A 25,226-nucleotide genomic window follows, 5' to 3' on the forward strand; every position below is an offset into this window, starting at 1 on the left:
CCAAGCTGTATCAAGCTTTTGCCGGCCTTCTGGATAAAACGCTCAACGCCGCTGTATGCACTGCCCGCCGAGGCGCGAGTGCTCGTTTTATGGCGATATGAAGGGGGACTTGCAGGAAACGCGCCAGCTCTGTGGGCTGGAAGCCACCCAAAGGGAAGAGAACCTGTGGGAGCGGGCTTGCTCGCGAAGGCGGGGTGTCAGGGACGTAAGTGTTGCCTGACATACCGCATTCGCGAGCAAGCCCGCTCCCACAGGGGATGGTGGTGGGGTTTAGATCAGGTTGTTAGCCGAGCATGGCGAAAGCATCGGCGCTGGTCGGCAAATTGAAGGCCTGGCCGTCAGCGGTCTGGATGTGTTCGATGCTGGCGAAACCGGCGAACCAATCCTGAAGCTTCACGCCGTTATCCGGAACTGCTCCGGACGCAGGGCTGGTGTTGCTGAGGTAAAGATCATCACCCACCCGCATGACATTCAGGTCAGCGGCGGTGGCGACGTTGTTCAGGATCAGGGTGTCGCCTGTGTTATTGCTGCGGCCGTCATCCAGGATCGTCACCAGGTTGCTGGTGTTGATGATGTAGGTGTCGTCACCTTCGCCGCCCTGGAAAGTGACGCCGCCGATGGAGGTGGTGAAGGTGTCGGCCCCGAGCGAACCGATGATTTTTTCCACATGGGTCAAGTTATCGGCCCCGGCGTCAGCGCCGGTACCCGGCTCGCGAAGGTTGATGTTCAGCGCGTCGCTGGACCAGGAATAATCCACGGTATCGAAACCGTCCCCGCCATCGATGCCGATCAGCATGTCAATCGCCCGGAAATGGTCGTCGTAGTTCGAGCCAAGCACCCGCTCGATACCGACGTAGGTGTCACCCAGCGCTGCGCCGGTGCTCAGTTGCCCGGCGATCAGTGGTCCGGCGGTCAGGTCGACCGTCAAACCCTCGGTACTCTCGGCATAGCTCGCGGTGTCCAGGCCAGCGCCGCCGATCAAGTGGTCCGCCCCTTCGCCGCCCGACAGCACGTCGTTACCCGCGCCGCCGGTGAGGGTGTTGTCGCCAGCATTGCCGTAACCGGTGAACGAGCCTTTTCCGGTGTAGGTCAGCGACTCGACATTTGTGTCCAGGGTGTAGGACGCCAGGCCGGTACGAATTTCGTCGATGCCCTCTCCGAAGCCCCGCTCGGTAATCGTGACACCCTGGGTGTTGATCACGTAGGTGTCACCCCACATGGTGCCGATGACGTGCTCGATGTTTTTCAAGGTAACGCCTTCAGCATCCCCGCCAATGCCCGGCTTGCCCACACCGTTGCGCAAATCCAGGGTGATTGCCTGTTCCGAACCCCAAAAGTCCACGGTGTCGAAACCACCCGCACCGTCCAGCGCCTTGAACCCGGCACCAATGGTAAACACGTCGTCGTGATTCGAGCCGCGGATCGCTTCGATGTCGGTGTAGGTATCGCCAATGGCAATCCCGGAGGTGGAGTTAGCGTACTTCAGATCAAAGGTGAGACCCTCGGCGCTGTCGGTGTAGCTCGCGGTGTCCCACCCTGCACCGCCGATAAAATGGTCGGCGCCGCCGCCACCCAACAGCACGTCGTTGCTGGCACCGCCAGTGATCACGTTATCGCTGGCATTGCCGTAACCGGTAAATTTGCCGGTGCCGGTATAGGTCAGACGCTCGATGTTATCGTCCAGGCGATAGTGAGCCAGGCTGGTCTGGACTTGATCGTCAAAACCACCCGCCCAACCGCTCTGTTCAATGATTTTGCCGCCGGCGGCATTGACGATGTAGGTGTCGTTGCCTCTGCCGCCTTCAAGCGTTCGGCCGGACAACGTGGTGGTGAAGGTGTCATCGTAATCACTGCCAATGACCTTCTCGATGCTCTTCAGCGTATCGCCTTCGGCATCGCCGCCGACACCAGGCAGGCTGACGCCGCTGCGCAGGTCGATGCTGATCCCGGCGGAGGACCAAGAGTAATCCGCCGTATCGAACCCCGCACCGCCGTCGAGCGCGTCCGCGCCGGCGCCGCCGATCAGTACGTCATCGCCGCCCCGTCCATGGATAACGTCATCCTGGTTGGTTCCGATCAGCGTATCCGTGCCGTTTGTTCCATTGATCACTGACATTTCTTCTTCCTTGCCTTGTGTTGAAAAAACCAAATCCCTGGTCAGCTATCGACAGCCGGAACCTGAAGCTTGAACCTGCAGGCAAAAAAAAGGCGACTCAAAGTCGCCTGTTTTTTTTGAAGGTGCGTGAACGATCAGTCTTCCAGCCAGCCGTTCTCCCAGTACCGCAGGTTATCGCCACGCAACACGTAATCGCGCAGGACGATTTCACGCAACTGATCGCCCATGCGGTAGCTGGCGTCCGGGTCGGCCAGGTGCATGCGGATGGCTTGCAGCCACTCATCTGTGGAGTTGCTCTTGACCCGCGTGCACGGCAAATAGCCGCGATAGGCTTCGGTGTCGGAGCAGATCACCGGAAAACCGCACGCACCGTACTCCAGCAGACGCAGGTTGCTCTTGCAGTCGTTGAAGATGTGGAACTCCAGCGGCGCCAGCGCCAGGTCGAGATTCAGGCTGGCGAGTTTCGCCGGGTAGTTGTCCAGCGGGATTACGCCATGGAACTCATGCATGTACGGAAGCAGATCATCCGGGCACATGCCGAAGAAGACCCAATCGACTTCGTTGGCCAGTTCGCGAACCACATCGGCAATCACCGCCAAATCGCCATGGTGACTGGTGCCGCCGCCCCAGCCGACCCGAGGTTTTTTCGAGGTGCGGCGCTGGCTGCGCATGTCGCTCCACAGGTGTTTGGCCAACATGTTCGGCACCACGCGAATGTCGTGATGCATGTCCGACAAGACGTTCGCCAGCGGTTCGGTCGACACCACGACGCGATCGCACATCGCGATGGCGCGCCGCACCAGGCGCTCCATCTCGTCCCTGTTCGGCATGTTGCGGATATGCGCATTGCGATGGGGAACGTCGATGACATAGTCATCCAGCTCGTAGATCCGCCGGGCATTGGAGAAGAGTTGCAACGGCGCCACTTCATTGATCGAGCCTTCGGAGTAGCGCCCCTGCAGGATGATCACGTCCGGTGACTGTCGCTCGATTTCGATGATCGTCGGCATATTGTAGTGAATGCGGCCCTCGGCCCTGCCTGCCTCTTCCAGCTCGATCATCGGCTGTGTCACGCGGTAGTGACCGATGGCCGAGGCATTGAGCGGCAAGGCCAGCACGTTCGGCAGCTGCGCTTTGGAAAACGGATTCCACCCGGTGCGCAGGCCCGGCTCAAGGCTGAAACTTGAACCGCCCACCCCGTGCAGCGACAGGTTGACGTTGTAGGCGGGATCACGGGCTACGATCGGCAACCAGCGCTTGTAGAACACGTCCTGTTCCTGGCCACGCAACACCTGTTCACTTTCCACGGCTACGGCGGCCGGTCGCGCGCCCAGCGCCAGCCGGGCGAAAGGTGTCCAGACGATCAGATAGCCGTCCTGGCCGATGCGCAGGCACAGGTCGACTTCGTTCAGCGTCAGGGCAAGGTTTTGCTCATCCAGCCCGCCCACTGCCTGGAACACCGATTTGCGAACCATCAGGCAATCGCCGCCGACAGCACTCAAGTCATGGGCCACCTGCAACCGGAACATATAGCCTGCGGCTTGCAAGGACTCACCATAAAACGGTACGCCGGCCGGGCCTTGCAAGCCGAGGATCAGGCCCGCATGCAGCACACAACCATCCGGGTTGAACAGTTTGGCACCGACCACGCCGACTTCCGGGCGCTGGGCGTGATTGAGCATTTCATCCAGCCAATCGCCCTGGGTGATCACACTGTAGGGGTTGAGCATCAGGACATAGTCGCCACTGGCCTCGCCCACAGCGAAGTTTCGTACCGCCGCAGCATTGCCTTGTTGCGGATACGCCAGCACACGAATGCGCTCGCTGCCCAACTGCTCCATGCCGGCCAGCCAGGCACGGGCTTCGGCGCTCTCGCTGCCGTTATCGACCAGCAACAGTTCGTATTCGGTGTAGACGGTTTTTTCCAGCAGGCTCTCGACGCAGCGCTGCATCGCGAGGTGTTGATCCTTGGTGACGATGATGATCGACACCAGCGGCCGATTTGCGTGGCGGTAATCGACACGGTTGAGCAGATCGGAACTGCCGCTGCGAATCTCATGGGCAATGCCCAGGCGCTGCAGGTGTGCCTCCAGCAGCCGGGGATTGGTCTCGACCACCTCAGGCAGGGACAACCATTTGGACAGGTCAAACGCCGATTCCAGCAACACCTCGGCAATGTGCCCGACCACTTGCGGACCGTCGCTCTCGACCATGCGCCAGAGCACATCGTGAGGGGCCAGCTCCGCGAATGTCGAATCGAAGCCGCCCTGCGCAAGGAAGCGTTCACGCTCAAACGCCAAGGCGCGCCCTACGTACGGGTAGCTGCGCATCAGGTCCAGGTTGAAGTCAGGTTTGAACGCCGGCTCGGCCGACTCGCCCTGACGCAAGCTGCCTTCATCGCTGTACAGGCAGGTCAGCGAACGCGAGAGTGCAATCCGATCAGCCATGGCCAGCAAGGCTGGCGCCACCAGTCGATCACCGGCACGCAGCAAGTAGAACCAGTCGGCGCCATCCAGCTGCGGCAACAGTTCGTTGATCTGCGCCAGGCTGTCATCCTGAAGGGGCAAGTGGAACACCCGCTCCTCCAGCTCAGCCTCGGTACACGAGACGGACAGCACCAGGGTCAATTCCGGCGCGTAGTCTTGCGCCGCCAGCGACTGCAAGGTCAGCTCCAGGGCTGAGCGGCTGCCGTGCTCATCGATGATGATCGGCACAATCCTGGGTGTGCGCGGCCAGCTCGCCAGTGTGTCCGGCAGCAGCTTGCGCTGCCCCTCGGTCAGTGCACGACACGCCAGCCATTGCGCATAGAGATCGGCAAAACTCACGCTGTCGATGCCGACGCGCCATGCCAGGTTGCTTTGCTTGGTGCCCAGGGTCCGGCTCAAGGGCAACTCTTCCCAGACCCGGGGTGATTCGTCCGCACGGGCCAACGGCATGTAACGAATCCAGCCAGGCGCCGGCGCGGATTCGCCGTTGCGCGCCTTGAGCATCTGCGTGACCCATTCGCGCTCGACTTCCACCGCATCTTTCATCGACTGCTGGGCGCTCAAGCGCTCCGGATACAGACGCTCGACACTGAGCACGTTGTTGGACATGACCAGGTTGCCGCGCCGCAGCAGACACACGTACAACGCGAAATCGAGGGTCGCTACAAAGCAATGGCCCGCCTGGGACAGTGCAGGCAACAACTCAACCACGTCGCTGCGACGGAACAGGGCATTGCTGAACCCGCCAAGTATATTGACCGGGAAGCGCTCGAAAATGCCCAGCAGGTCATCACCCTTGAACAGACCGCTCACCGGAGACAACGAAGTGTTTTCCAGGCGCTCCGGCAAGATCATGTCATCGGCGTCCCAGAACAGGCGCTGGGCCAGCACCAGGCTGACCTCTTCACGCGCCATCAGCTCATGGGCCTGCTGCTCGATGCAGGCGGCGAACAAATGATCGTCATCGCACAGGAACTTGATGAACTCGCCCTGCGCTTCTGCCAGGCAGGCCTGCAGGTTACCGACCATCCCCAGGGTCCGTGGATTGCGTACGTAGTGCACGGCAACCCCAGTTTGTCCGGACACCGAGATCACCGCCTCTTCGATTTCAGTGCCGCGACTGTCGTCGCACACAATGATTTCGAGATTGCCATAGCTCTGAGTCACGGCACTGTACAACGCCCGACTGAAAAAGCGCGGATTGAAGGCAGGAATGACAAGGCTGACAAGAGGGAGTGAATTCACGGCGGACTCGCAGGCGGCGCGAGCTCGCCCTGGAAAAGCGAGCCCTTTGAACCGCGGAAAAAGACGGTAGATATTCGAGGGTCAGCGGCCCGGGCGCCAGGGCGCCCGGCCAGCATCAGATCTTGTTGAACAGGCCCAGCGACGTGATCTTGCTGAACGCCAGTTGCGCGGCTTGCAGCATGGTCTGTTGCAGGGTCAGGCGCGTCATCACTTCGGCAGGATCGGAGTCGCGAATCGAGCCCTGGGTGGCGGTGTTCGCCAGGCTCAGGCTCTGGTTGGTCGTGGACTGATCGTCCAGCGTCTGACCGCGCGCACCAATCGAAGTAACGGCCGAGCCCACTTGGTTGCTCGCGCTGTCCAGATTCGCAATGCCCGAATCCATGGCGGCCTGGAATTGCTGCTTGGCCACGGTGTTGCCGTCGACCGGCGAGTTCATCGCGTTGATCATCTTGCCCAGGGTGTCGAGCACGTTCTGGGTCTGGTGATCATTGGCCTGCACGGCGAACTGGTCGCCGGCGGCCGGTGTGCCGCCGCCCAGGGCGAAGGTCACGCCGGCTGCGGTGGCGGTGGCAGGAGGCCCGGCCACGACGGCACCCGACGATACCGGACGGCTGTCGGCCGTCACTGGCGCCGCGTACAAATCAAACGCGGTGGCGCTGGTGAACTTGAGGACCGCCCCGCCCGACGGGAACGCCGCGTTGTAGGCCGTCGGGTTGGTCACGGTGGCGCCGGTGATGACGGCAGTAGACGGGTTACCGGCGCTGCGCACCGCCCCGATGGAGTCAGGATTAGCCGTCAGCTGGAAGGTGTGGCCAGCAATGACCGTGTCCGCTACGTCGCCCGCCTTGAGGTTGATGTTCAGGTTCAGGTCAACGCCACGGAAGTTGACCACCTGGTTGGCGCCGTTGCTGTTGCTGAACGCGCCGTTCTGGCTGGCCTCGGTCGTGACGTCGTTGCCCAGCCCGTCGGTGATCTTCAACTGAGTGCTGCTCAGGAAGGTGACCGTGTACGGCTGGCCGCTGGCGAACTTGGCGTCGTAGGTGGCGCTGTTGGTCACCTGGCCGTTGGACAGGACCACGCGACCATCATCCACCGCCGGCGCGGTCATGGCCGCCTGGGTGCGGCTGGTGTTGATGGTTTGCTGGAACGCGTCCCAGCCGGTGGTGTTGCTGGCCACGGTCAAGCCGTCGCCGATGCCCAGGTTGATGCTGGTCTGGTCACCGTTGTAGGTGTAGGTGCCGTCGGAATTCTGCGAGTACGGCGGGGTGTCGGTTTTCGAACCGGAGAACAGATAATTGCCGGATGAATCCTTGGAGTTCATCAGGCCCAGCACTTGTTGCTGGATCTGGCCCAATTCCGCTGCATAGGCTTTACGGTCATCGTCGGTGGCAATGCCGTTGTTGGCACTGAGGGCGATTTCCTTGGCGCGCTGCAACGCAGTGCCGATGGAGTCCAGGGTGGTCTCTTGCAGACTCAGCGAACTCTTTGTCGAACTGATGTTGCTGGTGTACTGATCCAGCATTGCACTCTGCTGACCCAACTGCAGCAAACGACCGGCACCAAGCGGATCATCGGCGGCGGTGTTGACGCGGGTCAGGCTGCTGGCTTCGTTGCTGGTCGCGATCGCCTTGTTGAAGTTGCGCTGATAGTTGGCAGCGGTTGTCTCGTAATACTGGGCGGTGGAAATGCGCATGAATTACGACTCCTTAAAGGCTGTTGATCAGCGTGCTGAAAGTTTCCTGCGCAGCCTTGATGATCTGCGAAGAGGCGGTGTAGTACTGCTGGTATTTGACCAGGTTGCCGGTTTCTTCATCCAGGTCGACCCCGGACAGCGAATCACGGGCGCCCTTGGCCTGAGTCAGGATCGCCGTGGTGGCGGCACTGTCGGACTTGCCCTGTGCAGCCTTGCTGCCGACGTTGGTCACCAGCGTGTTGTAGGCGTCGGTCAGGCTGATGCCCTTGCTCGCCGAACCGGTGTCCACGGTCTGCTTGGTTTGCAGGCCGACCAATGCCTGGGCGTTGCGGTTGTCCGAGGACGCCGCACCGGTCAGCGACATGGAGAAGCTCTCGCCAGTGCCTGGCGAACCACCCACGGTGGTCTGCACAGTGAACGTCTTCTGCACCGCCGGCGTACCGCCGTCGGTGATCGGATTGCCGCTGGCATCGACCATCGGTACTTTCAGGCTCAGGGTGTTGTCCTGGCCCGGAACAATGGTGCCGCTGCCTATTGAGGTGCCCTTGGCGTCGGTCATGGTGTAAGTCTGGCTGCCACCGCTTGGGGCACCAAAGGTGATCTTGACCGGCGTCGAGTACTTGAGCGCGGTCTGCATCTCGGCCTGGTTCGCCGAGTTGTAGATATCGAGGGTGCTGCTGAGCGCCGGCTGGGTGTAGGTGCCGGTCGCCTTGGAGCTGGCCAAACCGGTCAACGGAGCGGCCGCTGCGATTTTTTTCGGGTCGGTCAGGACGGTCTGGATGCTTGCTGCCGCGCCGCGAGTCGGGGTCACCTTGAAGCTGTCGCCAGCGCTCAGCGCACCGCCGTTCAGCGACAGGCTGAAACCGTCGATCACCGGTGGCGGCGTGGTCGTGGTGCTGAAGGTGCCCATGTCGGTGCCATCGGAACGCTTGACGCTGTAGTCCGTGGCGCTGCTGAAGGTCACCTGATAATCACTGGTGGTCAGCTTGCCGGTGTCCTTGATGGTGACATCCAGGTTGCCGGAACCGGCGCTGTTGCTCGCATTGCCGATGCTGCGCTGACTGATCAGCGCGGCGCTGTTGATGTTGTTGAAGATCGCCGCGCCGAACTCGCCGTTCTTGTCGATGCCTTGCGCTTGCTGACTGTTGATCTGGTCAGCCACGACCAGGGCCACACGCCCCAGTTCATTGAGCGACGGATCCAGCACTTCCTTGCGGTAACTGAGCAGACCGCCGATTTCGCCGCCGCTAACCACCGACGTGATGTCGATGGTGCTGGAACCACGGTTCATCTGCAGCGCCATGCGCGACGGATCGTCCTTGCTCGGTACGGTTTCCAGGGTATTGGTGGTGTTGCCCATCACCAATGGCTGGCCGCTGCCGACGTAGATGTCGTAGCTGGTGCCGCGCTCGACGACTTGCGCACCGACCATCTCGGACAGTTGGCGCACGGCTTCGTTACGGGTGTCGAGCAGGTCGTTCGGCTGGCCACCGCTGGTGGAGATTTCGCCGATCTTCTGGTTCAGGTTGGCAATCGAGGTCGCCAGTTTATTCACCTGGGCCGCCATGTCAGCCAGGCTGCCATTGATGGTGGTGTTCTGGTCATTCAACTGTTTGGCGATGCTGTTGAAACGCGCGCTCAACGCCTGGGCGCCGGTCAGTACCGACTGGCGCGAGGTATCGTCGGTCGCCGAGGTCGAGACGCCCTGCATCGATGTGAAGAACTTCTGCAACACGCCGGTCAGGCCGGTGTTGGTGTCGGACAGCGAGGCGTCGAGTGGCGTGGCCTGGTCCAGGTACGAGGCGGCTTCGCTGTTCAGCGAAGTGGCCGTGCGCAATTGCGAATCGAGGTAAGAGTTGTACACCCGGCGCACATCCGCCAGGGTCGTACCGGTGCCGATGAAGACGTTCCCGTACTGCTGCGAGGCCTTGGTGCCCTGCACGGTTTGCTGACGTGAATAACCGGCGGTGTCGACGTTGGCAATGTTGTTGCCTGTGACAGCCAGGGAGGATTGGCTAGCCGCCAGACCCGACATCCCGATATTGAGCAAACTCATGGTTCAGACCTTATGCCTTGTGCCTATAAAGGCGTGGTGGTAGCGCCCGCCGCAGCGTAGTTTTGGTAACTCGTCATCTGCTTGGCTATCTGCGAAATCTTGCTGGCGTAGTTCGGGTCGGTTGCATAACCGGCCTTTTGCAACTCACGCACAAACTGTTCTGGGTTATCGGCCGACTTCACGACATCTTGATAGCGATTATTGGATTGCAGCAACGTCACAAGGTCATGGAAGCTGTCCTTGTAAGAGGCGTAGGAACGGAACTCGGCCGTCTCCTTGACCATCGCGCCATCCCTGAATTCGCTGGTGATCGCCCGCGCCGAATCACCCTTCCAACTGCTGCCGGTCTTGATCCCGAACAGGTTGTGACTGCTGCTGCCATCCTGGGCGCGCATGACCGATTTGCCCCAACCGGTTTCGAGCGCGGCCTGGGCCACCAGGTAACGCGGATCGACGCCAATCCGGTCGGCAGCTTCCTTGGCCATCGGCAGCATGGTGTTGACGAATTCGTCGGCGGAACTGAACGCTTTCTTGGCCGGTGCGAGAGGAATCTGCGCCATCGCGCGACCGTAAATCTGCATCTGCCCGCTCGACGCCGATGACGTTGGCGACGGCAGCCAGTCGCCGTTGTACAACGGACCAGTACCGGTCGCCGTAGCGGTGGCGCGCTCAGGCAACAGGTTTTTCAGGGAGGTGGCGGCGGTTGTGGTGCTGGTCGCGGTGGACGGCACCAGGCCGGCGAGCAAACGGTCGGCCAGTCTCGGCGGCAAGGCCAGGCGCCGCTGGTTGAGCAGCGCCACGTCATTGCTGTGAGCGGCCGTCGCTGTCGGCGCCTTGACCCCACGCGAAGCCCACAATGGACGCTCGCCGTTAAGGCGCGACAACGGGCCGTTCGTGGCGACCGTACCGGCGGCTACCGGCGTGGTGACTGCCTCGACCTTGGCTTTCGCTGCTTCCTGCTTGGCTGCGGAGTTCGCCGCTGCCTCACCCGGAGCCAGCGGTTTGTTCTTCGACATCTGACGCATCAACACGTCCGCCAGGCCAATACCGCCGCCTTCGCGAGACATGGACACGGCCATCTGCTGGTCAGACATTTCCTGGTATTGCTTGGCAGCCGGCGTGTTGAGCGGATTGTCCTTGCCCAGTTCGTCGGTGGCCGAGCGCATGGACTTGAGCATTTCACCGAGGAACAGCGATTCGAATTCCTGCGCTACTTTGCGCATGTTGCCGTCGCTGTTTTTGTCGCCGATCTTGAGCTGGTTCAGACGATTGAGGTCGGAGTAAGAACCCGAGTCGCTGGTGCTGAGCGTGCCGCTCTTGCGCATGTCCATGGGTGCGGTCCTCAGATCACGATCAGGTCGGCTTGCAGCGCGCCGGCCTGTTTCAGTGCTTCAAGGATGGCCATCAAGTCACCTGGCGCCGCGCCGACCTGGTTCACCGCACGAACGATTTCGTCGAGGGTGGTGCCCGGACCGAACTTGAACATTGGCTTGGCTTCTTGCTGGGCGTTGACCCGCGAGCGCGGCACGACCGCCGTCTGCCCATTGGACAGAGGACCGGGCTGGCTGACGATCGGGTCTTCGGTGATGGTCACGGTCAGGCTGCCGTGGGTCACGGCGGCCGGGGACACTTTCACGTTCTGGCCGATCACGATGGTGCCGGTCCGCGAGTTGATGATGACTTTCGCCACCGCCTGACCCGGATCGACTTCAAGGTTTTCGAGGATCGACAGGTAGTCGACGCGCTGGCTCGGATCGAGTGGCGCGGTGACGCGGATCGAACCGCCGTCGATAGCTTGGGCAACACCAGGACCGAGCAGGTCGTTGATCTTGTCGACCACGCGCTTGGCGGTGGTGAAGTCGGAACGGTTGAGGTTCAGGGTCAGGCTGTTGCCCTGGTTGAAACCGCTCGGCACCGAACGCTCGACCGACGCACCGCCAGGGATACGACCGGCCGACGGAACGTTGACAGTGATCTTCGAACCGTCACGACCTTCGGCATCGAAACCGCCGACCACCAGGTTGCCCTGGGCGATGGCGTAGACGTTGCCGTCGATACCTTTAAGTGGCGTCAGCAGCAAGGTGCCGCCGCGCAGGCTCTTGGAGTTACCGATGGAGGACACGGTGATATCGACCTGCTGACCCGGCTTGGCAAACGCCGGCAAGTCCGCACTGATCGACACCGCCGCGACGTTCTTCAACTGCACGTTGCCCGAACCCGGCGGTACCTTGATCCCGAACTGCGAGAGCATGTTGTTGAAGGTCTGCAGGGTGAACGGGGTCTGGGTCGTCTGGTCGCCGGTGCCGTTAAGCCCGACCACCAGGCCGTAACCGATCAATTGGTTGGACCGCACGCCGGAAATGCTGGCGATGTCCTTCAACCGCTCGGCTTGAGCGGTGAAGGCTGCGGACATCAACAAGGCAGCGACCATGAGACTTCTGAAGTTCAACGTAGCCACCTAGAAAGGGAACAGCGGGCTGAGGAAGAAACGGTCGAACCAGCCTGGCTGACTCGCATCGGCAAACGCACCGGTGCCCGAATAGGTGATACGTGCATCGGCGACGCGGGTCGACGACACGGTGTTATCGGTGGCGATGTCATCGGCGCGCACCAGGCCGGCAATCCGCACCAGCTCATCGCCCGAGTTGAGGGTCATCCACTTCTCGCCGCGCACGGCAATAATGCCGTTGGGCAAGACGTCGGCGACGGTCACGGTGATCGAGCCGGTCAGGCTGTTGCTCTGGCCGGACTTGCTGGCGCCGTTGGTGGCACGGTCGCCGCTGTAGCCGACGTCCAGGCTCAGGTCGCCGCTGCCCACCGGATTATTGGTGCTCAAGCCACCGCCAAACAGCGAAGACAGGCCGATGCCGGTCTTGCTGGTCTTGTCGATCTGCGAGTTGGCGCCTTTGCTGGCCTGGGTCCTTTCGTTCAGGGTGATGGTGATGATGTCACCAACCCGGAAAGCCTTGCGGTCGCTGTACAGGTTCTGTTCAAAACCGGCCTGATAGATCGAGCCATTGTTGGCGGCAGCCGGCAACGGCGTGCGCGGCAACACCGGGGCGTAATACGGGTCATTGGGCTTGGGCGTCGGCGCGACGCAGCCCGCGAGTGCGACTACCCCACTCAGTGCCAGAACAGATACAAAGCGATTCATGACCCTACCTCACGGTGTTGCTGGCGACCGATGGCCGCCCCATAGACTTGATTACAGATTCTGCGTTACGAACGAGAGCATCTGGTCGGCGGTGGAGATCACCTTGGAGTTCATCTCGTAGGCGCGCTGAGTGGTGATCATGTTGACCATCTCTTCAACGGTGCTGACGTTGGAACCTTCCAGGGTGTTCTGCAGCGTGGTACCGAAACCGTTCAGGCCCGGCGTGCCGACTTGCGGCGCGCCACTGGCAGCGGTTTCCAGGAACAGGTTGTTACCCACGGCTTGCAGGCCGGCCGGGTTGATGAAGTCGGCGGTTTGCAAGTTGCCGATCACCTGGGAAGCCGGGTTGCCAGGAACAGTGATGGACACCGTGCCGTCAGTACCGACCGTGAAGGTCTGGGCGTTGTTCGGGATGACAATCGCTGGTTCCAGGGCGAAACCGCTGGCGTTCACAATCTGGCCGTTGGAGTCGAGGTGGAACGTGCCGTCACGGGTGTAGGACGTGGTGCCGTCCGGTTGCAGAATCTGGAAGAAACCGCGACCGTCGACCGCCAAATCCAGCGGCTGCTCGGTGGTTTGCAGGCTGCCGGCCGAGAAGTTTTTCTGGGTGCCGACGATGCGCACACCGGTACCCAATTGCAGACCGGACGGCAGTTCGCTGTCCTGGGTCGACTGGGCGCCTGGCTGGCGTTTGATCTGGTACAGCAAGTCCTGGAACTCGGCGCGATCACGTTTGAAACCCGTGGTCGATACGTTCGCCAGGTTGTTGGAAATGGTGGTCAGGTTAGTGTCCTGGGCGGACAGACCTGTTTTGGCAACCCATAGAGCCGGAAGCATTTCGATTCTCCTCGTGCGCCTGTTTTACGGCGCGACGTTCTGGTAATTAGCTGATCTGCAAGACCCGAGCCATGGCCTGGTCATCGTCTTTGGCGGTGTTCATCATCTTGATGTGCAGCTCGAACTGCTTCGACAAGGCCAGCACCGAGGTCATTTCTTCCACGGCGTTGACGTTGCTCGACTCCAGGAACCCGGACACCAGCTTGACGCCTGCATCGGCTTGCGCCGGTTTGCCGTCCTTGGTGTGGATCGAACCATCCAGGCCTTTGGTCATGTTCTTCAGGTCTGGGTTGACCAGTTTGATGCGGTCGATTTCGGCCATCACGCGCGGGCCTTCGCCCATCGAACGAATGCTGATGGTGCCGTCTTCGCCCACTTCGATTTTCTGCTCGGGCGGCACGGCAATCGGCCCGCCATTGCCCATCACCGGCATGCCGTTGCCGGCACGCAGCACGCCGAGGGCGTCAATGTTCAGGCTGCCGGTGCGCACGTAGCTTTCGCTGCCATCGGGGCTCTGCACCGCGATCCAGCCGTTGCCGGTCACGGCCACGTCGAGGTCACGACCAGTCTCCACCATCGAACCTGGCGAGAAGTCAGTGGCCGGACGTTCGCTCATGGCAAAGGCACGCGCCGGAAAGCTGTCACCAAACACCGGCATCGAACGGGCCTGTTCCAGGTCCTTTTGAAAACCGTTGGTGGAGATGTTCGCCAGGTTGTTCGCGTGAGCCTTCTGCGCCAGTGCATTCTGGCTGGCGCCGGTCATTGCCACATAAAGGTACTTATCCACACTTAATCCTCTGCATGCCGGACGTTTGCCGCCCACTGCTGTACTGATGAGCCTTAAGCAATTTGCAGACCAACTTTTTTCTGACGGCCCGGGGCCCGGCAAACAAAGGACTTGAGGGGTTTGGAGGGGATGAAGGGATTGTGTCGAAGTCGAAAAACCGGCGGTGTTATGCCGTTTGGTGGCAAGGCTCAGCCTCACGAGCCCCGTAGCAGCTGTCGAGCACCGCGAGGCTGCGTTCGGCGACGAAGTCGTCGTAAACCCTAGGCACGCGGTCGACATGACACAACGCTCGGTCTGATTTCACGACGACTTTGTCGCCGAACGCTGCCTCGCGGTGCTCGACAGCTGCTACAAAGCGCTAAGCGCCGGGCTCTTTGCCGACGTCATACTCACGCAACTTATTGGCAATGGTCGTATGCGAAACCCCCAACCGCTTGCCCAACTGCCGACTGCTCGGATGCTCGGAATACAACCGCTCCAGCACCGCTTTCTCGAAGCGCCCGACAATCGCATCCAGCCCGCCTTCCAGCGAGAAGTCGCCAAGCGGCTGACGCACGCCGTAGTCCGGCAAGCGAATGTGTTCGGCCTTGACGGTCCCGCCTTCGCACAACGAAACCGCCTGGAACAACACGTTTTCCAACTGCCGCACATTGCCCGGCCAATGGTAATGACTGAGCCGCTCCATGGCCGTCGGCGCCAGTTTCGGCAGCGGGCAACCGATCTGCCGACTGGCCTGGTCGAGGAAGTGCTCCACCAGCGGCGTCAAACCGTCGAGGCATTCGCGCAGTGGCGGGATGTGCAACGACAGCACGTTCAAGCGGTGATACAAATCCTGGCGAAACTCGCCGCGGGCGCACAACTCGGACAAGTCCACCTGGGTCGCACAGATCACCCGCACGTCCAGGTAAACCTCTTCATCACTGCCTACACGGCGGAAGCAACCGTCCTGCAAGAAGCGCAGTAATTTCACCTGCAAGCGCGGACTCATTTCCCCAACGCCATCGAGAAACAACGTACCGCCCGCCGTCAGCTCCAGCAGCCCGAGCTTGCCTTCGGCCCGCGCCCCTTCGAAGGCGCCAGGGCCGTAACCGAACAACTCGGTCTCGGCCATGGATTCCGGCAGACCAGCGCAATTAAGCGCCATCAACGGTGACTGCCCTCGCGGACTCGCCAGGTGACAGGCCCGCGCCAGCAGTTCTTTGCCGGTGCCGGTTTCGCCTTCTATCAATAGAGGCGCATCCAGCGGCGCCATGCGCCGGGCCTCGCGCACCACTGCGGCCATGACTTTCGAACTCTGGAAGATGCTGTCGAAACCGCGCAGCTCTTGTTTGCGCACGTTGTAGATGCGCTCGCCGACCCGATCCGCCCGGTGCAACGTCAACACCGCGCCGGCCATGGCCTCGCTGTCGTCATGCTCCGATTGCAGCGGGGCGATGTCGGCGAGAAACACGTCACCCTTGACCTTCACCCGCAGTCCGTTGATCCGCGACTTGTTGGCGCGCACCAGTTCCGGCAAATCGAAATCTTCGGCGTAACGGGACAAGGGAATCCCCGGCACCTCGTCCACCCGCACTCCGAGCAACTGCGCCGCCGCGCGGTTGGCCGCGACGATCGAGCCGCCCATGTCGATCGACAACACCGGGAATTCCAGAGCGCCGAGCAACGCGTTGAGCTCCATGTGCCGACGTTCACTGGGCATCAGCCCTACACGCTTGACGCCGAATACCCCGCCAATCGCCTCGAATTTCGGACGCAACGCCTGGAACTGGATGTTGATCAGGTTCGGGCAGTGCAGGTAGATCGCGTTGCCATGCTCACCGCCGACCTCGCCGCGCGCGACGTTGATCCCGTATTCCACCAGCAGGTTGAGAATGTCGCGCAGGATGCCGATACGGTTTTGGCAGTGGACTTTGATACGCATATAAAAGGCCTGAAAAAGCGGTGAGTGAATTGGATGCCAAACACTTCACCCTGTGGGAGCGGGCTTGCTCGCGAAGGCGCCGGCACATCCAACATTAATGTGCCAGACAGACCGCTTTCGCGAGCAAGCCCGCTCCCACAAGGGGGATTGCGGTGTCCTCGGGGGTATTTTTCTGCGAGGACACTCAGATAGTCGTCAAGATTATGTGACACCCAGAGCGCTTTTCAAACCCGGAAAACTCAATACCTGCGCCACAACCGCCAATCCGTAACGAAAACTTTACGAAAAATACGGATTTCTCCTACACGCGACCCGAACCACTTGCTGCATCACCGCACGCCTTGGGGTATCTCTAAGTCCATAGCTGTACATAACAAGAACGACTTCCCCCTAGCAGGAGAGCAGCATGAAGCAGACGCAATACGTGGCTCGCGAGCCCGATGCGCAAGGTTTTATCGACTACCCCGCCGAAGAACATGCGGTGTGGAACACGCTGATCACTCGCCAACTGAAAGTGATTGAAGGGCGTGCGTGCCAGGAGTACCTGGACGGTATCGAAAAACTCGGTCTGCCCCACGACCGCATTCCGCAACTGGGTGAGATCAACAAAGTCCTCGGTGAAACCACCGGTTGGCAAGTGGCCCGGGTTCCGGCGCTGATCCCCTTCCAGACCTTTTTCGAATTGCTCGCCAACAAGCAGTTTCCGGTGGCGACGTTTATCCGCACCCGCGAAGAGCTGGATTACCTGCAAGAGCCGGACATTTTCCACGAGATCTTTGGTCACTGCCCGCTGCTGACCAACCCGTGGTTTGCTGAATTTACCCACACCTACGGCAAACTCGGCCTACAGGCCACCAAGGAAGAACGCGTGTACCTGGCGCGCCTGTACTGGATGACCATCGAGTTCGGCATGGTCGATACCCCAGAGGGCCTGCGCATCTACGGCGGCGGCATTCTGTCCTCGCCTAAAGAAACTGTTTACTGCATGTCGGACGAACCGGAGCATCAAGCCTTCGATCCGCTGGAATGCATGCGCACGCCGTATCGCATCGACATCCTGCAGCCGCTGTACTTTGTGCTGCCCAACCTCAAGCGCCTGTTCGACGTGGCCCACGAAGACATCATGGCCATGGTCAAGCAAGGCATGCAGTTGGGCTTGCACGCACCGAAATTCCCACCGAAACCCAAGGCCGCGTGAACCGCGACTTTTACTGACAAGTGAGCCTGTCAGTCGGCGCGGCTTTGGTTTAGCGTGTCGGCATTGACGGCCGATAAAGCCCATATAAAAAAACATTCGATACAGGAAACAGACCATGTCCGCTTTGAACCAAGCCCACTGCGAAGCCTGCCAAGCCGGCGCCCCTCAGGTCAGCGACGAAGAACTGCCGGTACTGATCAAGCAGATCCCGGACTGGAACATCGAAGTTCGCGACAGCGTGATGCAGCTGGAAAAGGTTTTCCTGTTCAAGAATTTCAAGCACGCCCTGGCGTTCACCAACGCGGTCGGTGAAATCTCCGAGGCCGAAGGTCACCACCCGGGCCTGCTGACCGAGTGGGGCAAAGTCACCGTGACCTGGTGGAGCCACTCCATCAAGGGCCTGCACCGCAACGACTTCATCATGGCCGCGCGCACTGATGACGTGGCCAAGGACGCCGAGGGCCGCAAATAATGCATTTCGACGCCATCGGCCGAGTACCCGGCGACCCGATTCTCGGCCTGATGGAGGCCTATGCGCAGGACCCCAACCCGCGCAAATTCGACCTTGGCGTGGGCGTCTATAAAGATTCCCAGGGCCTGACGCCGATTCCGCAATCGGTGAAACTCGCCGAGGCGCGCCTGGTGGATCGCCAGACCACCAAGACCTACATCGGTGGTCACGGCGAGCCGGCGTTTGGCAAAGTCATGAACGAGCTGGTGCTCGGTGCCGATTCGGCGCTGATCGCCGAGCAACGTGCCGGCGTCACCCAGACGCCGGGCGGCACTGGCGCGCTGCGTTTGAGCGCGGATTTCATCGCGCAAATGCTGCCGGGCCGTGGCGTCTGGTTGAGCAACCCGACCTGGCCGATCCACGAAACGATTTTCGCCACGGCCGGGGTCAAGGTCAGTCACTACCCGTACGTGGGTAGCGACAATCGTCTCGACGTTGACGCGATGCTTGCTGTGCTCAATGAAGCACCCAAGGGCGACGTGGTGCTGCTGCACGCCTGCTGCCACAACCCGACCGGTTTCGATCTGTCCCATGACGATTGGCGCCGGGTGCTCGACGTGGTGCGCCGCCGCGACCTGCTGCCGCTGATCGACTTCGCTTACCAAGGCTTTGGTGATGGTTTGGAACAGGACGCCTGGTCTACCCGGTTGTTCGTCGACGCATTGCCGGAAGTGCTGATCACCAGCTCCTGCTCGAAGAACTTTGGCCTGTACCGCGACCGCACCGGTGCGCTGATCGTCTGCGCGAAGACCGCTGAGAAACTGGTGGATATTCGCAGCCAACTGGCCAACATCGCCCGCAACCTGTGGTCGACGCCGCCGGATCACGGTGCTGCCGTGGTCGCGACCATCCTCGGCGACCCGGAGCTGAAAAGCCTCTGGGCCGACGAAGTGGAAGCCATGCGTTTGCGTATCGCGCAACTGCGCAGCGGCTTGCTCGACGCCCTTGAGCCGCACGGCTTGCGCGAGCGCTTCGCGCACATCGGCGTGCAACGCGGGATGTTCTCCTACACCGGGCTGACGGCGGACCAGGTTAAACAGCTGCGCGATCATCACAGCGTGTACATGGTCAACTCCGGCCGGGCCAACGTGGCGGGCATCGATGCAACACGCCTGGCGCTGCTGGCCGAGGCGATTGCTGAAGTCTGCAAGTAATCCAGGCCATTACACATCCCCCTGTGGGAGCGGGCTTGCTCGCGAATGCGGAGTGTCAGTCGACATAAACATTGACTGCCACACCGCATTCGCGAGCAAGCCCGCTCCCACATTTGATTTGCGTAATTGCTATTGACCTGTCTAGACAATCCCATCCGTCGAAACAAATGGATATAAAAGTCTATTTGTCATTTGTCCTGCTGTATCCTGCCCAAGCTTTGTAAAAGCGCGGATCTACCAGATCTATCAACAGACTTTGCGAGGAGCGCGAACATGCACGAGATCCCTAATCTCCCCTTCCCAAGCCTGCACGAAACTGAGCAGACAACCCCGCAACAAGCCAGTGCCCAACAGCCTGAGCCGAAAGAAGCCACTGACAGTCGAAAGGCTGACAGCGAAGACTGAAACACCTGCAATGCCAGACCGTGTGGAAAGCGCTAACATGCGCTTTCCACACCGCCTGAACCCCGAGCACCCCGCCATGACCGATGATTTTTCTGAAACACAGGCCAGCGTTCTGATCGGCACCGCCGAGAAAATGATCGAGATCTGGAATCGCCTCTCCCCGGAAAAACAAGCCGCCCTGCTGGCCCGTTTCGGCAGCGAAGAAAACGCCCTCGCCGCTCTGGTCACCACGCAACTGGTCGCTCCCGCCAAATCCTGATACATCCCCGTCCGGCAAATAGTTTTACTTTTCCACGACCGCCCGCCCTTCGCGCCGCTATCATAAGCAGCCTATCTATCCTGCTGCCCCGTGGACTTTTACCCATGTCAGAAAACCAGCGCCCCCTGGCGGTCACGCTGCAAGTCGTTTCCATCGTCCTGTTCACCTTCATCGGCTACCTCAACATCGGCATTCCCCTCGCCGTATTACCGGGCTACGTCCACAGCGACCTGGGTTTCGGCGCGGTGATCGCCGGGCTGGTGATCAGCGTGCAATACCTGGCCACCCTGCTCAGCCGGCCTTACGCCGGGCGCATCATCGACAACAAGGGCAGCAAACTGGCGGTGATGTACGGCCTCGCCGGTTGCGGTTTGAGTGGTGTGTTCATGCTGATTTCGGCCTGGACCCAAAGCCTGCCGATGCTCAGCCTGATCAGCCTGTTGATCGGCCGACTGGTGCTGGGCAGCGCGGAAAGCCTCGTAGGCTCGGGCTCGATCGGCTGGGGCATCGGCCGGGTCGGCGCGGCGAACACTGCCAAAGTTATTTCCTGGAACGGCATCGCCAGTTACGGCGCCATCGCCATTGGCGCGCCGTTGGGGGTGCTGCTGGTCGACCAAATGGGTTTGTGGAGCATGGGCGTGAGCATCGTGCTGCTGGCCGTGTTGGGACTGGCGCTGGCTTGGCCGAAAACTGCCGCGCCGATTGTGGTCGGTGAACGCTTGCCGTTTATGCATGTGCTGGGTCGGGTGTTGCCGCACGGCTGCGGCCTGGCGCTGGGCTCGATCGGTTTCGGCACCATCGCCACCTTCATCACTCTGTATTACGCCACGCAGCATTGGTCGAACGCGGTGCTCTGTTTGAGCCTGTTCGGTGCCAGCTTCATTGGTGCGCGGCTGCTGTTCGGCAACCTGATCAACCGTCTTGGCGGCTTTCGCGTGGCGATTGCCTGCCTGTCGGTGGAAACCTTGGGGCTGTTGCTGCTGTGGCTCGCACCGGATGCGCATTGGGCATTGGCGGGAGCGGCGTTGAGCGGTTTTGGCTTCTCGCTGGTGTTCCCGGCGCTGGGTGTGGAAGCGGTCAACCTGGTGCCGGCGTCCAGTCGAGGCGCGGCGGTTGGGGCCTATTCATTGTTTATCGATTTGTCGCTGGGGATCACCGGGCCCCTGGCCGGTGCAATTGCGGCGGGATTCGGCTTTGCGTCGATCTTCCTGTTCGCCGCTCTCGCTGCGTTGAGCGGTCTGGCACTGAGCGTCTACTTGTATCGGCAAGCGCCAAAGTATCGCGAAGAACGAGACGCCCGTTAGAAATCGACCTTGCCGCGCCCAGCCTTGATGCTGCCGCGCTTGGTCTTCGATTCCAGCCGACGCTTCTTCGAACCGAGGGTCGGCTTGGTCGGGCGGCGCTTCTTTTCGACTTTGGTGGCGCTGAGGATCAACTCGACCAACCGCTCCAGCGCATCCGCGCGATTGGCTTCCTGCGTGCGGTATTGCTGGGCCTTGATGATCAACACGCCGTCGCTGGTGATGCGACTATCGCGCAGCGCCAGCAAGCGTTCTTTGTAGAACTCAGGCAATGACGAAGCCGGAATGTCGAAGCGCAGGTGCATGGCGCTGGAGACCTTGTTGACGTTCTGCCCACCCGCGCCCTGGGCACGAATAGCAGTCAACTCGATCTCGGCATCCGGCAGATGCACGTTGTTGGAGATTACCAGCATGGAAAAAAGCGTCCGTATTCAGAGTCGCCAGAATACCCTGTAGGAGCGAGGCTTGCCCGCGAAGGCTTCGGCACATCCAACATCAATGCTGAATGTGCCGGCCCCTTCGCGGGCAAGCCTCGCTGCTACAGGGGTTGGGTGGTGTTCGCGGATGCTGTGTTCGACACAAATCCACTGTGGGAGCGGGCTTGCTCGCGAAGAGGTCGGCACATCCAACATCAATGCTGAATGTGCCGGCCTCTTCGCGGGCAAGCCTCGCTCCTACAGGGGTTGGGTGGTGTTCGCGGGCAGTGTGTTTGGCGCAGATCCACTGTGGGAGCGAGCCTGCTCGCGAAAGCGGTGGGTCAGTCGACATCAATGTTGAATGTGCTGACGCCTTCGCGGGCAAGCCTCGCTCCTACAGGGTTTCGTGTAAGCGCCGCGCTTCGTAGTGCCTGGCCTTCTGGCAGTTGGGTTCTACGCTAAAGAGTCCGGATCACGCCGATCAGGCCTTTTTAACGGAGAGACCTATGCCTCATCGCTTGCTTGCTGCTTTCTACCTGCTGCTGTCATTCAACGCGGCTCACGCCGTCGAACGGTGGGAAACACTGCCGGCCACCCCTGCCCCGATCACCAGCGCCAAAACCGGTCGCGCCGACGTCAACGGCATCAAGCTCTATTACTCAATCTCCGGCCATGGCTCTCCCGTCGTGCTGCTGCACGGCGGTCTGGCCAACTCCGATTACTGGGGCAATCAGGTCAAGGCTCTTTCGGCGAAGCACACCGTCATCACACTCGATAGCCGTGGCCATGGTCGCAGCTCCCGAGATGCGCGACCTTACGGTTATGACTTGATGGCGGACGACGTCATCGCGGTGCTCGACAAACTGAAGATCGAGCGTGCCGACTTCGTGGGCTGGAGTGACGGCGCGATTCTCGGGTTGGATCTGGCGATGCGCTATCCGCAGCGCGTCGGCAAAGTGTTCGCCTTCGCCGCCAACACCCAGACCTCGGGGGTTAAGGAAGGCGTCGAGAAAAACCCGACCTTCGCCGCCTACATCGAACGCGCCGGCAAGGAATACGCGAAGCTGTCGCCGACGCCCAAGGAATACGATGCGTTCGTAGAGCAAATCAGCCACATGTGGGCGAGCCAACCAAACTGGACCAGCGAAGACCTGGCGAAAATCAAAAGCCCGGTACTGATCGTTGACGGCGACCACGACGAGGCGATCAAACGCGAACACACCGAGTACATGGCATCGGCCATCCCCGGCGCCGGCCTGCTGATCCTGCCGAATGTCAGCCATTTCGCGTTTATCCAGGACCCGGCGTTTTTCAATGCGTCGGTGCAGAGCTTCCTGGATGAAAAGTAATTGCTGCCACCACAGATTCCACTGTAAACATTGAAATCAACAAACCCGGCACATGGCCGGGTTTGTTGTTTCTGAGATTCGCGTTATGCGACTGATAGGCCCAGCTCTGATAGCAACATCGAAGCCTGCGCGCGAGAAATCACCGCTCCTTTGAACAGTTTGGCGTCGTTGAGGCGAAAACCGCTTAAATCGGCCCCACGCAAATCCGCCCCAGCGAACGTCGCACCATTGATACGTGCGTGGGCCAGGCTGCAATCGACAAACTCGGCTTTGCGAAAATCCGCATCACTCAAGTCTGCTTCTGAAAAGTCCAGGTTGTTCAGTATGCTTCTGGCGAAGGACATTCCCGGCAAAAAAGCGCTGTTGAGCCGGGTTTCACTGAACGTCAGGCCCAGACTCGAACAATGACTGAAGTTGGCACCCGTCAGCTTGCAGCCGCTGAAAACGACTTGCGCCAGTTTGGCTCGCTGCCACCGCGTATTGTTCAAATCGCAATTGTTGAACGATGCTTCGAGCAAGTGCGTCGCTTCGAAAATCGCATGCGCCCCTCGGCAACCCTTCCACTGAGTGCCCTCAAGACGCGCGCCGAGAAACTGACTGCGCAGCAAGGTACAGCGCTGAAACTCGCAACGATCCAGCACCAGCCTCGACAGATCAGCATCAGTGAAGTCAACGCCAATGAAGCGCAACGGACCGGCGTGTTGGTCGATCAACGCTTGGACGTCTTCACGCCCGAGCGTTGCGTTTTCGATCTCAAAATGTGTTTGCCCTTCGCCCATGCCTGGCTCCCGACTGATTGGATTGGCGAGGCAGTCTATCGTCACCACGCGTAGGACCGCAGACAAAAAAACCGGCAGAAGCCGGCTTTTTCGTTGTCATCCTTTTCTCACTTGGTCGCGGAAACGACCACAGCAGCACCATCACGACGCTTGTTCTTGATGCCATAGCAGATCCACATGAACGCGACCCACACCGGGATCGCGTACACCGAGATCTGGATCCCTGGAATCAACAGCATCACGCACAGGATGAACGCCACGAACGCCAGGCAGATGTAGTTCCCGTATGGGTACCACAGGGCCTTGAACAGCGGCGTTTGGTTGGTCTTGTTCATGTGCTGGCGGAACTTGAAGTGCGAGAAGCTGATCATCGCCCAGTTGATCACCAGGGTAGCCACCACCAGCGACATCAACAGTTCCAGCGCGTTTTGCGGGATCAGGTAGTTCAGCAGCACGGCAATCAACGTCACCGCTGCCGACGCCAGGATTGAACGCACCGGCACGCCGCGCTTGTCGATCTTCGCCAGCGCTTTTGGCGCATCGCCCTGTTCGGCCATGCCCAGCAGCATGCGGCTGTTGCAGTAAGTGCCGCTGTTGTACACCGACAACGCTGCGGTCAGGACCACAAAGTTGAGGATGTGCGCGGCGGTGCTGCTGCCGAGCATCGAGAACACTTGCACGAACGGGCTGCCGCTGTAGGAATCACCCGACGCGTTGAGGGTCGCCAGCAGGCTGTCCCATGGCGTCAGCGACAGCAGAATGACCAGGGCGCCGATGTAGAAAATCAGGATCCGGTAGATCACCTGGTTGATGGCTTTCGGGATCACGGTTTTCGGCTTGTCGGCTTCCGCCGCAGTGAAACCGAGCATTTCCAGGCCACCGAAGGAGAACATGATGATCGCCATGGCCATCACCAGACCGCTGACACCGTTCGGAAAGAAGCCACCGTGGGACCACAGGTTGCTCACCGACGCTTGCGGGCCGCCATTACCGCTGACCAGCAAATAGCTGCCCAGAGCAATCATGCCGACGATCGCCACGACCTTGATGATCGCGAACCAGAACTCGGCTTCGCCGAAGACTTTGACGTTGGCCAGGTTGATCAGGTTGATCAGCACGAAGAAACCGGCGGCCGAAACCCAGGTCGGAATGTCCGGCGCCCAGTAGTGGATGTACTTGCCGACCGCCGTCAGCTCCGACATGCCCACCAGGATGTACAGAATCCAGCAGTTCCAGCCCGACAGGAAACCGGCGAAACCGCCCCAGTATTTGTGCGCGAAGTGGCTGAACGAACCGGCGACCGGCTCTTCAACAATCATTTCGCCGAGCTGGCGCATGATCATGAACGCAATGAAGCCGCAGATGGCATAGCCGAGGATCATCGACGGGCCGGCGGATTTGAGGACGCCCGCCGAGCCGAGGAACAGCCCGGTACCGATCGCGCCACCGAGGGCGATCAGTTGAATATGGCGATTTTTCAGGCCGCGTTTCAGCTCGCCTGAATGCGAGTTTTGTCCACTCATGAAAAGGGTCTCACGCAAGGTTTGATGATGTTCAGT

Annotated in this window: 20 protein-coding genes; 7 read left to right on the plus strand and 13 right to left on the minus strand. The window is 60.5% G+C overall.

Annotation, left to right across the window (positions count from 1 at the left end; translation table 11 throughout):
• Positions 1 to 283: 283 nt before the first annotated feature.
• The 10 genes from NK667_RS32575 to NK667_RS19430 form a co-directional block, all read right to left on the minus strand.
• Positions 284 to 2,116, minus strand: a complete 1,833-nt coding sequence (locus NK667_RS32575; RefSeq protein ID WP_054615769.1) for a calcium-binding protein — start codon at positions 2,114 to 2,116, stop codon at positions 284 to 286.
• Between the two features lie 134 nt (positions 2,117 to 2,250).
• Positions 2,251 to 5,847, minus strand: coding sequence for a glycosyltransferase (locus NK667_RS19390; RefSeq protein WP_054615770.1), 3,597 nt, complete (start codon positions 5,845 to 5,847; stop codon positions 2,251 to 2,253).
• 115 nt (positions 5,848 to 5,962) lie between these two features.
• Entirely contained in the window at positions 5,963 to 7,540 is a 1,578-nt protein-coding gene (locus NK667_RS19395) for a flagellar hook-associated protein 3 (RefSeq protein ID WP_054049265.1), read from the minus strand.
• A 13-nt stretch (positions 7,541 to 7,553) separates the two neighbouring features.
• The gene (gene flgK / locus NK667_RS19400) at positions 7,554 to 9,596 is read right to left on the minus strand and encodes a flagellar hook-associated protein FlgK (RefSeq protein WP_054049263.1); all 2,043 of its coding nucleotides are present in this window, start codon (positions 9,594 to 9,596) and stop codon (positions 7,554 to 7,556) included.
• Positions 9,597 to 9,619: 23 nt separating this feature from the next.
• Positions 9,620 to 10,927 (minus strand): flagellar assembly peptidoglycan hydrolase FlgJ, encoded by a 1,308-nt coding sequence (gene flgJ / locus NK667_RS19405; protein ID WP_054615771.1) that lies wholly within the window; start codon positions 10,925 to 10,927, stop codon positions 9,620 to 9,622.
• 11 nt (positions 10,928 to 10,938) lie between these two features.
• On the minus strand, positions 10,939 to 12,027 hold the full coding sequence (locus tag NK667_RS19410; RefSeq protein WP_054049260.1) for a flagellar basal body P-ring protein FlgI: 1,089 nt from the start codon (positions 12,025 to 12,027) through the stop codon (positions 10,939 to 10,941).
• 27 nt (positions 12,028 to 12,054) lie between these two features.
• Positions 12,055 to 12,750 carry a flagellar basal body L-ring protein FlgH gene (gene flgH, locus NK667_RS19415; RefSeq protein WP_054049258.1) on the minus strand — a complete coding sequence of 232 codons (696 nt, stop codon included), beginning with the start codon at positions 12,748 to 12,750 and terminating at the stop codon, positions 12,055 to 12,057.
• Between the two features lie 51 nt (positions 12,751 to 12,801).
• Positions 12,802 to 13,587: a flagellar basal-body rod protein FlgG gene (gene flgG / locus NK667_RS19420; RefSeq protein ID WP_054049256.1), complete on the minus strand. Its 786-nt coding sequence runs from the start codon at positions 13,585 to 13,587 to the stop codon at positions 12,802 to 12,804.
• A gap of 46 nt (positions 13,588 to 13,633) precedes the next feature.
• Positions 13,634 to 14,374 carry a flagellar basal body rod protein FlgF gene (locus NK667_RS19425; RefSeq protein ID WP_054615772.1) on the minus strand — a complete coding sequence of 247 codons (741 nt, stop codon included), beginning with the start codon at positions 14,372 to 14,374 and terminating at the stop codon, positions 13,634 to 13,636.
• A gap of 358 nt (positions 14,375 to 14,732) precedes the next feature.
• Complete coding sequence (locus tag NK667_RS19430; RefSeq protein ID WP_054615773.1) at positions 14,733 to 16,295, minus strand: sigma-54-dependent transcriptional regulator; 1,563 nt, start codon at positions 16,293 to 16,295, stop codon at positions 14,733 to 14,735.
• A 406-nt stretch (positions 16,296 to 16,701) separates the two neighbouring features.
• Here NK667_RS19430 and phhA point away from each other — a divergent pair, with 406 nt between their 5' ends.
• The 6 genes from phhA to NK667_RS19455 all read left to right on the plus strand — a co-directional run bounded on the left by phhA (position 16,702) and on the right by NK667_RS19455 (position 21,126).
• Positions 16,702 to 17,493 carry a phenylalanine 4-monooxygenase gene (gene phhA / locus NK667_RS19435; protein ID WP_054049250.1) on the plus strand — a complete coding sequence of 264 codons (792 nt, stop codon included), beginning with the start codon at positions 16,702 to 16,704 and terminating at the stop codon, positions 17,491 to 17,493.
• Between the two features lie 115 nt (positions 17,494 to 17,608).
• A complete protein-coding gene (locus NK667_RS19440) occupies positions 17,609 to 17,965 on the plus strand; it encodes a 4a-hydroxytetrahydrobiopterin dehydratase (RefSeq protein WP_054049248.1) in 357 nt (118 codons plus the stop codon).
• Positions 17,965 to 19,158, plus strand: a complete 1,194-nt coding sequence (locus NK667_RS19445; protein ID WP_054615774.1) for an amino acid aminotransferase — start codon at positions 17,965 to 17,967, stop codon at positions 19,156 to 19,158. The genes NK667_RS19440 and NK667_RS19445 overlap by 1 nt, the downstream gene beginning before the upstream one ends.
• A gap of 273 nt (positions 19,159 to 19,431) precedes the next feature.
• The gene (locus tag NK667_RS32580; protein WP_256207532.1) at positions 19,432 to 19,563 is read left to right on the plus strand and encodes a hypothetical protein; all 132 of its coding nucleotides are present in this window, start codon (positions 19,432 to 19,434) and stop codon (positions 19,561 to 19,563) included.
• A gap of 76 nt (positions 19,564 to 19,639) precedes the next feature.
• Entirely contained in the window at positions 19,640 to 19,822 is a 183-nt protein-coding gene (locus tag NK667_RS19450; protein WP_054049614.1) for a hypothetical protein, read from the plus strand.
• A gap of 104 nt (positions 19,823 to 19,926) precedes the next feature.
• A complete protein-coding gene (locus NK667_RS19455) occupies positions 19,927 to 21,126 on the plus strand; it encodes an MFS transporter (protein WP_054049244.1) in 1,200 nt (399 codons plus the stop codon).
• On the opposite strand, the gene arfB is transcribed toward NK667_RS19455, so the two are convergent.
• Complete coding sequence (arfB, locus tag NK667_RS19460) at positions 21,123 to 21,536, minus strand: alternative ribosome rescue aminoacyl-tRNA hydrolase ArfB (RefSeq protein ID WP_007920134.1); 414 nt, start codon at positions 21,534 to 21,536, stop codon at positions 21,123 to 21,125. The genes NK667_RS19455 and arfB overlap by 4 nt on opposite strands.
• Positions 21,537 to 22,045: 509 nt before the next feature.
• On the opposite strand from arfB, the gene NK667_RS19465 reads away from it, so the two are divergent.
• Positions 22,046 to 22,888: an alpha/beta fold hydrolase gene (locus NK667_RS19465; protein WP_054615775.1), complete on the plus strand. Its 843-nt coding sequence runs from the start codon at positions 22,046 to 22,048 to the stop codon at positions 22,886 to 22,888.
• Between the two features lie 83 nt (positions 22,889 to 22,971).
• Here NK667_RS19465 and NK667_RS19470 read toward each other — a convergent pair whose 3' ends face one another.
• Both NK667_RS19470 and NK667_RS19475 read right to left on the minus strand, forming a co-directional pair.
• Positions 22,972 to 23,667 (minus strand): pentapeptide repeat-containing protein, encoded by a 696-nt coding sequence (locus NK667_RS19470; RefSeq protein ID WP_054615776.1) that lies wholly within the window; start codon positions 23,665 to 23,667, stop codon positions 22,972 to 22,974.
• Between the two features lie 107 nt (positions 23,668 to 23,774).
• Positions 23,775 to 25,190, minus strand: a complete 1,416-nt coding sequence (locus NK667_RS19475; protein WP_054049239.1) for an amino acid permease — start codon at positions 25,188 to 25,190, stop codon at positions 23,775 to 23,777.
• Positions 25,191 to 25,226 lie beyond the last annotated feature (36 nt).

The sequence above is a fragment of the Pseudomonas nunensis genome, assembly GCF_024296925.1.
In the GTDB taxonomy this organism is placed as follows: Bacteria; Pseudomonadota; Gammaproteobacteria; order Pseudomonadales; family Pseudomonadaceae; genus Aquipseudomonas; species Aquipseudomonas nunensis.

Bases quoted from the DNA above. Each gene is read 5' to 3' on its own strand.
- NK667_RS19445 (WP_054615774.1), top strand. From the start codon at position 17,965: ATGCATTTCGACGCCATCGGCCGAGTACCCGGCGACCCGATTCTCGGC.
- flgK (WP_054049263.1), bottom strand. From the start codon at position 9,596: ATGAGTTTGCTCAATATCGGGATGTCGGGTCTGGCGGCTAGCCAATCC.
- NK667_RS19450 (WP_054049614.1), top strand. From the start codon at position 19,640: ATGACCGATGATTTTTCTGAAACACAGGCCAGCGTTCTGATCGGCACC.
- flgH (WP_054049258.1), bottom strand. From the start codon at position 12,750: ATGAATCGCTTTGTATCTGTTCTGGCACTGAGTGGGGTAGTCGCACTC.
- NK667_RS19455 (WP_054049244.1), top strand. From the start codon at position 19,927: ATGTCAGAAAACCAGCGCCCCCTGGCGGTCACGCTGCAAGTCGTTTCC.
- arfB (WP_007920134.1), bottom strand. From the start codon at position 21,536: ATGCTGGTAATCTCCAACAACGTGCATCTGCCGGATGCCGAGATCGAG.
- phhA (WP_054049250.1), top strand. From the start codon at position 16,702: ATGAAGCAGACGCAATACGTGGCTCGCGAGCCCGATGCGCAAGGTTTT.
- flgG (WP_054049256.1), bottom strand. From the start codon at position 13,587: ATGCTTCCGGCTCTATGGGTTGCCAAAACAGGTCTGTCCGCCCAGGAC.
- NK667_RS19410 (WP_054049260.1), bottom strand. From the start codon at position 12,027: ATGGTCGCTGCCTTGTTGATGTCCGCAGCCTTCACCGCTCAAGCCGAG.
- NK667_RS32575 (WP_054615769.1), bottom strand. From the start codon at position 2,116: ATGTCAGTGATCAATGGAACAAACGGCACGGATACGCTGATCGGAACC.
- flgJ (WP_054615771.1), bottom strand. From the start codon at position 10,927: ATGGACATGCGCAAGAGCGGCACGCTCAGCACCAGCGACTCGGGTTCT.
- NK667_RS19470 (WP_054615776.1), bottom strand. From the start codon at position 23,667: ATGGGCGAAGGGCAAACACATTTTGAGATCGAAAACGCAACGCTCGGG.
- NK667_RS19395 (WP_054049265.1), bottom strand. From the start codon at position 7,540: ATGCGCATTTCCACCGCCCAGTATTACGAGACAACCGCTGCCAACTAT.
- NK667_RS19465 (WP_054615775.1), top strand. From the start codon at position 22,046: ATGCCTCATCGCTTGCTTGCTGCTTTCTACCTGCTGCTGTCATTCAAC.
- NK667_RS19440 (WP_054049248.1), top strand. From the start codon at position 17,609: ATGTCCGCTTTGAACCAAGCCCACTGCGAAGCCTGCCAAGCCGGCGCC.
- NK667_RS19430 (WP_054615773.1), bottom strand. From the start codon at position 16,295: ATGCGTATCAAAGTCCACTGCCAAAACCGTATCGGCATCCTGCGCGAC.
- NK667_RS32580 (WP_256207532.1), top strand. From the start codon at position 19,432: ATGCACGAGATCCCTAATCTCCCCTTCCCAAGCCTGCACGAAACTGAG.
- NK667_RS19475 (WP_054049239.1), bottom strand. From the start codon at position 25,190: ATGAGTGGACAAAACTCGCATTCAGGCGAGCTGAAACGCGGCCTGAAA.